Origin of the sequence: Candidatus Thiodiazotropha sp. LNASS1 (assembly GCF_964212655.1) — a bacterium.
Taxonomy (GTDB): Bacteria; Pseudomonadota; Gammaproteobacteria; order Chromatiales; family Chromatiaceae; genus Thiodiazotropha.
In genome coordinates, this window is record NZ_OZ156465.1 from 790,213 (window position 1) to 801,955 (window position 11,743).

General features: G+C 53.8%; 11 protein-coding genes. 9 read left to right on the forward strand and 2 right to left on the reverse strand.

All coding sequences use genetic code 11. The features are described 5' to 3' along the window. Position 1: 1 nt before the first annotated feature. Entirely contained in the window at positions 2–1,042 is a 1,041-nt protein-coding gene (locus tag AB8516_RS03475; RefSeq protein WP_369158112.1) for a beta-ribofuranosylaminobenzene 5'-phosphate synthase family protein, read from the reverse strand. A 557-nt stretch (positions 1,043–1,599) separates the two neighbouring features. Here AB8516_RS03475 and AB8516_RS03480 point away from each other — a divergent pair. From AB8516_RS03480 to pqqE, 9 genes are all read left to right on the forward strand, one after another. Further along, positions 1,600–2,916 (forward strand): formylmethanofuran dehydrogenase subunit B, encoded by a 1,317-nt coding sequence (locus AB8516_RS03480; protein WP_369158114.1) that lies wholly within the window; start codon positions 1,600–1,602, stop codon positions 2,914–2,916. Beyond that, positions 2,910–4,577, forward strand: coding sequence for a formylmethanofuran dehydrogenase subunit A (locus tag AB8516_RS03485; protein WP_369158116.1), 1,668 nt, complete (start codon positions 2,910–2,912; stop codon positions 4,575–4,577). Before AB8516_RS03480 ends, AB8516_RS03485 begins: the two co-directional genes overlap by 7 nt. Next, positions 4,574–5,470 (forward strand): formylmethanofuran--tetrahydromethanopterin N-formyltransferase, encoded by an 897-nt coding sequence (gene fhcD / locus AB8516_RS03490; protein WP_369158118.1) that lies wholly within the window; start codon positions 4,574–4,576, stop codon positions 5,468–5,470. The genes AB8516_RS03485 and fhcD overlap by 4 nt, the downstream gene beginning before the upstream one ends. Continuing rightward, positions 5,467–6,279 carry a formylmethanofuran dehydrogenase subunit C gene (locus tag AB8516_RS03495; RefSeq protein WP_369158120.1) on the forward strand — a complete coding sequence of 271 codons (813 nt, stop codon included), beginning with the start codon at positions 5,467–5,469 and terminating at the stop codon, positions 6,277–6,279. Before fhcD ends, AB8516_RS03495 begins: the two co-directional genes overlap by 4 nt. Positions 6,280–7,124: 845 nt before the next feature. After that, positions 7,125–7,199 (forward strand): pyrroloquinoline quinone precursor peptide PqqA, encoded by a 75-nt coding sequence (pqqA, locus tag AB8516_RS03500; RefSeq protein ID WP_108293397.1) that lies wholly within the window; start codon positions 7,125–7,127, stop codon positions 7,197–7,199. A 60-nt stretch (positions 7,200–7,259) separates the two neighbouring features. Then, positions 7,260–8,174: a pyrroloquinoline quinone biosynthesis protein PqqB gene (pqqB, locus tag AB8516_RS03505; RefSeq protein ID WP_369158122.1), complete on the forward strand. Its 915-nt coding sequence runs from the start codon at positions 7,260–7,262 to the stop codon at positions 8,172–8,174. 12 nt (positions 8,175–8,186) lie between these two features. Then, complete coding sequence (gene pqqC / locus AB8516_RS03510; RefSeq protein ID WP_369158124.1) at positions 8,187–8,918, forward strand: pyrroloquinoline-quinone synthase PqqC; 732 nt, start codon at positions 8,187–8,189, stop codon at positions 8,916–8,918. A 3-nt stretch (positions 8,919–8,921) separates the two neighbouring features. Then, entirely contained in the window at positions 8,922–9,206 is a 285-nt protein-coding gene (pqqD, locus tag AB8516_RS03515; protein ID WP_108293237.1) for a pyrroloquinoline quinone biosynthesis peptide chaperone PqqD, read from the forward strand. Continuing rightward, positions 9,172–10,329: a pyrroloquinoline quinone biosynthesis protein PqqE gene (gene pqqE / locus AB8516_RS03520; RefSeq protein WP_369158126.1), complete on the forward strand. Its 1,158-nt coding sequence runs from the start codon at positions 9,172–9,174 to the stop codon at positions 10,327–10,329. The genes pqqD and pqqE overlap by 35 nt, the downstream gene beginning before the upstream one ends. 333 nt (positions 10,330–10,662) lie before the next feature. On the opposite strand, the gene pip is transcribed toward pqqE, so the two are convergent. Beyond that, the gene (gene pip, locus AB8516_RS03525; protein WP_369158129.1) at positions 10,663–11,628 is read right to left on the reverse strand and encodes a prolyl aminopeptidase; all 966 of its coding nucleotides are present in this window, start codon (positions 11,626–11,628) and stop codon (positions 10,663–10,665) included. Positions 11,629–11,743: the final 115 nt, after the last annotated feature.

Below are 11,743 nucleotides of genomic sequence, written 5' to 3' on the forward strand. Positions count from 1 at the left end.
ACTAAACTCGCTTTTCTTGTCTTAATCTTGTTGGTTGTTGTAACAGATTCACCTCCGCACCCTGGTTGCGCGCAGCCACCAATTGACAACGGAATGATGAGAATTTTCCAAAGTGACGCTTTAATTCGCGCTCAAGCCTTTCGGCCCGGGACGCATCTTCCAGAAGGATGAAACCAGTTGGTCCCCACGAACTCTGACCAACACCGATATAGCCTTTCTCGATAGCCCACTCCAGGGCGGCGGAAATGATCGGACTGGTGAATCGTCCGCCCTGGGCGGGAGCAAAATGGTCACCTACCACCTGTTGAATCTTACCGATGGCTTTCGTGACCGGTGTCAGATGCCCTTCGAGAACACCCGGCAGTACCTGCATCAGGACCAGCCGACAGAGATATGCAGCAGCCTGTTCCGGGAACTCGGGAAGTTCAGAGAATGCCATCACCTCTTGCGTGCCATGCAAACCCTGACCACGTGTATCCAAAAGCAGCAGTACCCGCCACTTCTCGGGAAATGCCAGTCTGACTGCGACCGGGGGTACCTCCTTCTCCTCACTGCGACCGCAATCGAGAATGAAACCACCTTGCTCGAAGGCGCCGATGCCGATGCCGGAACGGGCACCTCGGTTTAGTGTTCTCGCAATTGAAACGCAGTCACCCTCGCCTCTATAGAGTCGTTCAATCGCCGTACCCACTGCGAGTGCCATTTGAGTGCCCGAACCCAATCCCACATGATCGGGTATCGTTTGCAGCAGATTGAGTTCGACCCCCCCTTCTATGCCTTTAGCCTCAATGTATGACTTGGCATATTTAAGTGCCCGTTCGGCACCCGGGCCTCTGGCTGTGATCTCATTGCATCTCTCGGCACGTAGCCGCGTCGCCAGGGTGTCGATGGTCAGACCTATGCTGCCGAAGCGTCTACCCAGACCACCGTGCAAATCGAGGAAACCCAAATGCAGCCGTGCAGGTGCATTGACTTCAACACTGAATCCCGCAGTGACAGGCTTTGAAGGGTTTGTCATCAGTTTGTCTATATGGTTTTGCATTATCACTATCCCACTGCAATTTGCATGCCTGCCATCCAAGTCCTGAGTGTTGTGGTCCAACCACAAATCAGCCTACTCGACAACACTCAGCGCGTTACGCTGTAAGTCAATAGACAATCATGCGTTCTTAGAAGTAAACCTTGTCAAAGGCAAGGCTTTTTAAGGGAAATCTATGCCGGCTTTTTTTACATCCGACTCACTGCATTGTTCAGTTCTATCTTAGACGTTAAATGCGCCTGAGTTGGACCAATGTGTCACCTGCCCTGCCCCAGCAGTTAACAGTTGATCCGAGTCACCGATCGAATGGTTGAATTCGATTTCGCCAAGGAAGCAACCTGATGTTATATGGTTATGCTTCCAACTATTCCAGAGATTGAGTTATTTATAGATCCATATTTTTGCCCGGATCTGGTGTAACCTAATACCAACCATGATCAAAGATAATGACGATTGACATAGGTAAATAAAATCAGACATTGTTCAGTGGCACGTTTTCTGCACCAACTCGTGAATCGATACATCCGACCATCACTCACAAGCAGGGTTATCAACGCAGCATGTGGAATAATGAAATCGAACAGATGATGGACGCGGTAACCTGTCCCTGTTGTGGATTGAGTTGCGATGACCTGAAAATTGAGCTGCGCAGTGGACGCCTGCAATCAATGCAGAACGGATGTGATCTGGCGCGTGCCTTCTACGACACCGCCTTCAATCATGCCGGCCAGGATCCCATGATCGACGGCAGGGCGACCACCTTGGAAGAGGCCCTGGACTACGGCACTGAGTTATTGCGGCAGGCCCGATCTCCGCTCTTCGCCGGACTGGCGACAGACGTCAATGGCATGCGTGGCATCCTTGCATTGGCTGACCGGTGCGGCGCCACCCTGGATCACCTCAACGGCGACGCCATGTTTCGCAATCTACGTGTCGTACAGGATAACGGTTGGTTCACCACCACATTCACCGAGGTGCGCAATCGGGCCGACCTGATCGTGTTGGTAGGCAACCAATGCATCAGCCGCTTTCCACGACTTGTAGAACGGGTGCTGCATCCCGAAGAGAGTCTCTTCGTTGAAACCAATGAACGAAGGGTTGTATTGCTCGGCCCCTGGCAACAGGACGACATACCGAAAGAGTTGGCGCAGTTGAAGCCGAAGGTGATAACAACGGATATCGAGTCATTATCAGATATTGTGGGACTGGTACGCGGCCTCATCGCCGACAGACCGGTCGATCCAGGTCGGCTTGGAAATGATCTGGGAAATTCTCTGACCGCACTTGCGGAACAACTCAAAGCTGCAAAATACAGTGTTATCTCATGGAGCGCTGCGGAACTCGCCATGGCCCATGCTGAATTGGTTGTACAGAGCCTGGTGGACCTGGTTAAAGCACTCAATGCCAAGACACGCAGTGCCGCCCTCCCGCTAGCCGGAACACAGGCGGATATCACCGCAAACCAGGTCTGTACCTGGCAGCTTGGATACCCGTTACGCACCAGGCTGCAACGCGGTTATCCGGAGCATGATCCATCGCTCTGCCGCTGGCAGGATCTGCTCACGCGCGGCGAGAGCGATCTGTTGTTGTGGGTCTCATCGTTCTCACCACTAGCCTTGCCTCCACCAACCAAGACTCCGACCATCGTGCTTGGCCATGCCGGCATGGTGTTTGAACAACAACCATCGCTCTACATCCCCGCGGGTGTGCCGGGTATCGACCACCGGGGACATTGGTACCGCAGTGATGGTGTCTGCTCACTACCCCTCGGCAAGCTGAGAGATATCGGCCTGCCTCCGGTCAGTCTTATCGTGAACAAGTTGAACGAACGGCTGCTGCCCTTGGCAGGCGAGCCTGAAAGTGCTCCCGCATGCTGATTAAACTCACGGGCGGCAAACTCTACGACCCAGCCAATGGCATCAACGGTGATACCAGAGACATCTATATCCGGGACGGTAAGATAGTCGATCCGCCGGCCGACAGCGAAACCATCCATCGAACTTATTCATTGGATGGCAAAATCGTCATGGCCGGTGCCATTGACATGCATACCCATATAGGCGGCGGCAAGGTCAATATCGCGCGCACCATGCTGCCGGAGGATCAACGTGGAAGCGCCAGGCCTAAGACCGACCTGACCCGCTCGGGCGGCGGACATGCCATCCCCTCCACGTTGGCAGCGGGATACCGCTACGCGGAGATGGGTTACACAAGTTGTTTCGAACCAGCCGTACTACCGGCCAATGCCCGTCAGGCCCATATGGAGATGGCGGATACCCCGATGATCGATACCGGCGGCTATGCCATGCTGGGCAATGATGATCTGTTACTGCAACTGATATCCGAAGGGGCCGAGCAGCAAACCCTCAATGACTACGTTGCCTGGACCCTGCACGCAGCTCAGTGTATCGGCATCAAGGTGGTCAATCCCGGCGGCATCAATGCCTTTAAGTTCAACCAACGGGTACTGGATGTGGACGATTCCCATCCCCACTACCGGATTACTCCACGCGATATTGTGCGCACACTGAGCCGTGCCCTGAGCGAACTGGGGGTGCCCCATCCGCTACATGTCCACGCTAGTAATCTGGGTGTGCCGGGTAACTATCTCTCAACCCTGGCCACCATGGAGGCAGCTGAAGGATTCCCTATCCACCTCACCCATATCCAGTTCCATAGTTATGGTACCGAGGGTGACAATAAATTCTCCTCCTGCGCGGCGGAAATTGCCGAGGCCGTCAACAACCAATCCAATATCTCTATCGATGTTGGCCAGGTGATGTTCGGTCAGACGGTCACCATATCGGGTGACACCATGGCCCAGCATGCCAACCGCAGCCATGCCCATCCCAATAAGTGGACCTGTATGGATATCGAATGCGATGCGGGATGTGGTGTGGTGCCCTTTCGCTATCGAGACAAGAACTTCGTCAACGCCCTGCAGTGGGCGATAGGCCTCGAACTGTTTCTGATGGTGGATGATCCCTGGCGCATCTTTCTCACCACCGACCACCCCAACGGCGCCCCCTTCACCAGCTACCCCCACCTGATCCGGCTGTTGATGGACAGAGGCTTTCGCAATGATCTGATGGGACAGATTCATCCTGGGGCAGCGGCGGCCACTCACCTGGGCAGTCTGGAACGGGAGTATTCACTCTACGAAATCGCCATCATGACCCGGGCCGCGCCGGCAAGGATTCTGGGGTTGTCAGACCGTGGACACCTGGCACCGGGTGCCTTGGCGGATATCGCAGTCTATCATCAGCACGAGGATCCGGAGCGGATGTTCGAGCGACCGATGCTGGTTTTCAAACAGGGTCAGGTGGTTGTTGAGGAGGGGCGAATCACCCGGCCTGTCAAAGGTGCTACCCAAGTCGTAAAGCCAGAGTACGACAAGAGTATCGAGAAACTGATAGAACGCAGGTTCGAACGTTATCACAGCATCGGTCTGCACAACTTCGTCATCTCCGACGACGAGATGGCCGAGGGAATTGGCAGTCAGGTCAATATCCATTCCTGTATGGGAAGCCGCGCATGATCATCAACGGCACAGTGATCGAGGACACTTTTGCCGAGGCCTTCGGCATGAGCGCTACCCGCGTCATCATCACAGCCATCAACCACCACTGGGCGCGTATCGCCGGCGAAACCATGACCGGATTCGCCACATCGGTGATCGGTTGCGGTGTAGAGGCGGGTATCGAAGTGGAGATCGCCCCTGATAAGACCCCCGATGGACGTCCCGGTGTGAGTGTGCTGCTTTTCGGCATGTCCGGCAAGGCACTGGCGAAGCAGCTGGAGACCCGTGTGGGACAGTGTGTGTTGACCTGTCCCACCACCGCACTCTTTGCCGGCATCGACGGTGAGAAGCGGATGCCACTGGGTAAGAATCTGCGCTTTTTCGGTGACGGCCACCAGATCTCCAAACAGATCGATGGCACACGCTATTGGCGCATACCGGTGATGGACGGCGAGTTCCTGTGTGAGGAGACCGTTGCCCGTATACCCGCTGTCGGCGGCGGCAACTTCCTGGTGCTCGCCGAGACACAACAGCAGGCACTCAGCGCCTGTGAAATAGCGATCGAGGCAATGCGCAAGCTGCCGAACGTGATCATGCCCTTTCCCGGAGGCATCGTTCGTTCCGGCTCCAAGGTGGGATCTAAATACAAGGCCCTGATGGCCTCCACCAACGACGCCTACTGTCCCACACTCAGGGGATTGGTCGACACCAGGCTCGGTCCGGAGATCGGATCGGTAATGGAGATCGTCATCAACGGTCTGAGTGATGCCGATGTTAATCTCGCTACCCGGACCGGTATCTCGGCTGTATGCGAACTGGGCGCCGCGGCCGGAATCCGCCGTATCTCAGCCGGCAACTATGGCGGCAAGTTGGGTCAGTACCATTTCCGCTTGCGTGAGGTGATGGCATGAATGCCCTGACCCTTAAGCTGAAGCACAGCCTCCCGCAGCGCCTGGACATGAGTCCCTTCATCCCCGCACATCTGGCCGGCAAACAAGTGGGTGAGATAGCAAGAATTCCCCTATGGCTGGGAAACCGGCGGGTCGATACCGGAGAGCTGTTCGCCATCGACGGCATGGTAACTGATCAGATCGTTATCCAGTCGGAGAGCGACCGACTCGATGGGATCGGCGCAGGCATGACCGGTGGGAAGATCATGATCGAGGGCAAGGCCGGCGCCTATCTCGGATGCGGTATGCAAAACGGCACCATTCTGGTGAGTGGCAATGTGGGCGTGGCTGCAGGCTGTGCCATGCAGGGTGGTCACCTGGAAATCGCCGGCAACGCGGGAGATTTCCTGGGTGGCGCCATCACAGGCGAGCGCCAGGGCATGCGTGGCGGCACCATCATTCTAAAAGGAGATGCGGGAGACAGGGCCGGCGATCTGATGCGTCGTGGGACCATCCTGATAGGCGGTGACTGTGGCGATTACTGTGTATCGCGCATGGTTGCGGGAACCATGGTGGTCATGGGTCAGTGCGGCAAGCAGGCCGGGATGGCTATGCGCCGCGGGACTTTGATTTTGACAAAACCACCCGCTTCGATACCGGCCACCTTCAACGATAACGGTCGACACCATCTCAATTTCCTGAAACTGCTCATCCAAAGCTTCAAAGATCAACCACCCTTTTCAAGTCTGGCGGAACGGGGTAACCAGACCCATCGTTGGCTTGGCGATCTAAGCTGCGGTGGTCAGGGAGAGATACTGATCTGTTATTAAGGATCTTTAGAAAAATTTGTCGGTGGCTTTGAATGATAAATGCCACTGACCTATTCAAAGACAGGCACAATATTGGAATCATCAGTAATATCTTTTTTGGGGGTCAGTTCTGACTATCTGACGCTGCCTTATTAACGGACGAGCTAATAGCCTATGATCACGTCATTCCGGCGCAGGCCGGAATCCAGGGAGAGTGCTGGGGAGGTGGTATGGAGCGGTAAACGTGCGCGGAAGTTAAAGACGATTGAAGAGCTAAACCCATGCTGGCGGGATTTGTATCCGGAGTTGATTTGACCAGAAGTATTCTTTACTGAAAGACAGACGTTCGACAATCGTCTGGAGCATCTGGATTCCGGCCTGCGCCGGAATGACGGGATCAGTGAAGTCTAGCCACAAATTCTTCGGAGGATCCGTTATTAAACCGGCACCATTACAGGCCATGTTCAGGACCCCGAGAGCGGTAGAGAACAGGTCTCGCAATTGGAATTTACTATTGTCTCAATAGGTAATCCAAATCTGACACACATCCTGAACCTGATCATCTTTTTTTCTGCTTAATCTTTTTTTTAAGCTGCTCATGAAGTTATACGGAAAGGATGTATCACTTCCTTAACGACAATCATCCAGTGTCACCGATCCGGTACAGGTCGCGCGTAACATATTGCCCTATCCCGAGCTGTGTCGGGAAAAATTCCCAATGTTTTTTTGCCATTATTCCTAGCGAGCCCCTATGCGTGGTGAACCCCATAAATAGAGACTACTTGCAGTTGAACGTATGCATGTTGTTTGCTGACAAGGCTCATGCATTTTCTGAGACTAGCGAAAATCAACAGGAGCGATACTTCATGAATTGGTCTACACCTTCCTATCAAGATCTACGTTTCGGTTTTGAGATCAATCTTTACATCAACAACCGATAAGCTGTAATCGCCGGAACCACCTGTCATGCCGGTGGTTCCGGATACAAACACACATCTTTCATGCTGATACATATTTTGGGTTCCGGTGCGGGTGGCGGATTTCCACAATGGAACTGTAATTGCCATAACTGCCAGGGAGTGCGAACCGGAACCATCAAAGCGGCCGCCCGCACACAATCCTCCATTGCAATCAGCGCCAACGGTGAGGATTGGGTACTCTTCAATGCGTCGCCGGATATTCGAGCCCAACTGGAATCCTTTCCGGCATTACAACCGGGCAGAACCATTCGCGATACGGCAATACGAGCCATTCTGTTGGTGGATGCGCAGATTGATCATACCACTGGGCTGTTGCTGCTACGTGAGCACACGGCACCCTGGGATGTCTATTGCACCCGGGCCGTACATGACGATTTGACCAGTGGTTATCCGATATTCAACATTCTTGGCCACTTCAGAGGGGTCAACTGGCATGAGATTCTGACCGACGAGTCGAGTTTTTTCATTCCGGGCATCGAAGGTTTGGTGTTCACTGCGGTACCACTGAAGAGTGAGGCACCCCCCTACTCTCCTCACCGCCATAACACGGTTCCGGGAGACAACATCGGCGTAAGAATTGAAAACACCGCAAGCGGAAAAAACCTGTTTTACGCACCCGGGCTGGGTTCCATGGAGCCTCACATCCTGCCCTATATGCAAGAAGCCGACTGCTTACTGGTTGATGGGACTTTATGGCAGAACAACGAGATGGTCGAGGCGGGCATCAGCAACAAGCTCGGCAGTGAAATGGGGCATCTCGATCAATCGGGCAAGGGCGGCATCATCGATATTATGAGCGACCTTGGCAAACCGAGAAAGATACTTATCCATATCAACAACACCAATCCCATCCTCGTGGATGATTCACCCGAACGGCAAGCGTTGAACGAGGCCGGCATCGAGGTATCTCACGATGGCATGCAGATCGAACTATAAACGGGATCAGCTATGACCACCTATCCAACCAATCCATGGACCAAACAGGAGTTTGAACAGAAGCTCAGGGAAAAGGAGAAGTACTACCACATTCATCATGAGTTCCATATTTTAATGAACAGCGGCAAGCTGGATAAACCCGCCATACAGGGTTGGGTCGCCAACCGTTTTTATTACCAGGTCATCATCCCGGTAAAGGATGCCGCTATCATAGCCAACTGCCCCGACCGTGATGTGCGCCGCCACTGGATACAGCGGATCATCGACCACGACGGCACCCAGGGTGATGAAGGGGGTATAGAGGCCTGGCTGCTGTTGGGTGAGGCCGTGGGCCTGTCGCGAGAGGATCTGCTCTCCCACAAGCACCTGCTGCCGGGCGTCAAATTCGCCATAGACGCCTATGTCAATTTTGCCCGCCAGCAACCCTGGGAGGTGGCGGCCAGTTCCTCGCTGACGGAACTCTTTGCCCCGACCATTCATCAAAAACGGCTCGACAATTGGCCGCAATACTATCCGTGGATAGACGAGCGCGGATACCGTTACTTCCGCAAGCGTCTGACCGAAGCCCGCCGAGACGTATTGCATGGATTGGATATCACACTGAACTACTACAAGACCCGTGAGCAACAGGAGAAGATGCTGGAGGTACTGCAGTTCAAGCTCGATATCCTGTGGACCATGCTCGATTGCATGTGGATGGCCTATGTGGAAAACAAACCGCCCTATCACAACATTACGGCCTAATCTATGAGAAACCATTTCACTGCCGAAGACATCCCACAGATGGCGCCCACTTTCCGTTTTCAATGGGAAGAGGCCCAGGACTGTCATGTAATCCTCTATCCCGAGGGTATGGTCAAACTCAATCATGCCGCCGGAGAGATCCTAAAGCGATGTGACGGTGAAGCGAGTGTCGCCACTATCATTGACGACCTGAAGTCAGCCTTTCCTGAAGCAGAGCTCGAAGCCGACGTCTATCAATTTCTGGATACCGCTTATGACAACCAATGGATCCGACACAAGCCCGCCTAAGCCACTCTGGCTGCTGGCGGAGTTGACCTACAAATGTCCGTTGCAGTGTCCCTACTGCTCCAATCCACTCGACATCGCCCGTTATAAGGACGAACTCTCCACCGAGGATTGGATCCGGGTGTTTCGTGAGGCGCGCTCCCTGGGGGCGGTGCAGCTCGGTTTTTCCGGCGGTGAAGCACTGGTGCGCAAGGATCTGGAAGTACTCATCGCGGAAGCGCACAAACTTGGATACTACACCAACCTGCTCACCTCCGGTGTCGGCATGGATGAGGCCCGCATAAAGGCCTTCAAAGAGGCCGGGCTGGATCATATCCAGGTCAGCTTTCAAGCCAGCAGTGAAGAGCTCAACAACTTCATCGCCGGCAACAACTCCTTCCGGCACAAGCTCGAGATGGCACGGCTGGTGAAGAAGTACGACTACCCGATGGTGCTCTGTTTCGTCCTTCACCGGCACAATGAAGACCAGGTGGAGCAGATCCTTGAGATGTCTCACGCCCTTGAGGCCGACTACGTGGAACTGGCCACCACCCAGTACTACGGCTGGGCCCTGCATAATCGTGAACAGTTACTGCCTTCGCGCGACCAGGTTGAAGCGGCGGAGGCGGTGGCCCACCGCTATCAGGAGAAATTCAAGGGCAAGATGCGAATCTTCTATGTGGTGCCTGATTACCATGAAGAACGTCCCAAGGCTTGTATGAACGGTTGGGGTGCTGTCTTCCTCACCGTAGCCCCGGACGGTACCGCCCTTCCCTGTCATGCAGCCGGCGAGCTGCCCGGGCTCACCTTTCCCAACGTGCGTGACCACAGCATCGAGTGGATCTGGAACGACTCCTCCGACTTCAACAGGTTCCGCGGCTACGGCTGGATGAAAGAACCCTGCCGCAATTGTGACGAGAAGGAGAAAGACTTCGGCGGCTGCCGCTGCCAGGCCTACCTGCTGACCGGTGATGCCGCCAATGCCGATCCGGTCTGCAGCAAATCGCCCCATCATGAACAAATCGTCAAAATGGTCAATGAAACGAACATCCCACGCGAGCCCGACACCGCACCCCTGGTGTTCCGCAACATGCGCAACTCGAAAAAACTCACAGCCGCTAAATGGCCCAAGGCAAGCGGACAGTAACAGAAATGAAGAATGCCGCAAATGGACGCGAATCACCGCCAATACACGCTAAATGTATTAGTCCGCAAATGAACGCTAATAAACGCAAATGTATTCATTGCAAATTGTTGAGTTGTAATAAACTATGGCAATGTTGAACTCTGAAGCGGTATCTTACTAAACTGGCCGTAGTAGATTTGTAGCCACAAGACCGCCAACCTCCCTTATGCACCATACGCCTGCGTTCTATGGGAAGGACTAAACAACATATTATTAGCGTTCATTTGCGGACTAATAGATTTTGCGGAAATTTGCGGTGAATTGCATCCATTCGCGGCTTGCGTTGATCTGAATCTATAGCAGCTCACGCATTCGGTCGGTTTCTTCCACCAGTGCTGCCGCCATTGAAGGCTCGTCGATGATATGGCCTGCGTCAGGTACTTGTAGGAATCGTGAATCGGGGATGGCCCGATGCAGCAGCCAGGCCGATTCCATGGTACAGATGAGATCGAAACGGCCATGCACGACTGAGACAGGCATAACGGAAAGTGATCCGATACGATTGAGTATTTCGTTATTCTCAATGAAATAGCGGTGGCGGGCATAGTGTGTCTCGACTTTGACCTTTGCCAGCAATCGCTCTTGCTGCACTTCCGATTCCGGCGCTTTGTCAGCGTCTGCCGCACTTGGTGGCTTATGCCAGTTGACTATGCGACTGCCCCACTCTGACCATCTATGTGCAGCCTGCAGCGCGAGGATTTTGTTACTGCCATGAACTGCGGCGTGATACCAACTGATCAGGTTTTTCAGTTCCGTGTTATCCGGTAGCCCGTGCGACAGCCTGTCCCAGGCCTGCGGGAAGAGGCGCTTGAGACCTATGAAAAACCAATCCAGATCGGATTCACGCGCGAGAAAGGTCCCTCTTAAGATCATTCCAAGCACCCTGTCGGGATGGGAAAGGGCATAGATAAGCGATAAGGTTGCACCCCATGAACCGCCAAACAGCATCCATCGCTCGATTTCCAGATGGCGGCGGATCGTTTCCATATCCGACACAAGTTCCAAGGTACGGTTTTGCTTTGTCTCTCCCAAGGGCAGGGATTTTCCTGAGCCACGCTGATCGAAGAGAATGATTCTGTAGAAATCGGGATCGAAAAAGCGGCGGTGGTCGTCTGAACAGCCCGAACCCGGACCGCCATGGAGAAACACCACTGGAACTCCCTCTGAATTACCACACTCCTCCACATAGAGCTCGTGAAGCTGATCGACGCATATTGTATATACGCCATTGGGTTCGCTGGGAGGATAGAGTGATCTCATCAGTCACCTGCCTGGATCTGATTACTCGTCCGGCAACCAAATTTGTCTTGACCAAAGATATGATACAAGCCCTGATCATGACGTATTTGATTGCTCGGCTGATTAAATTTGAATG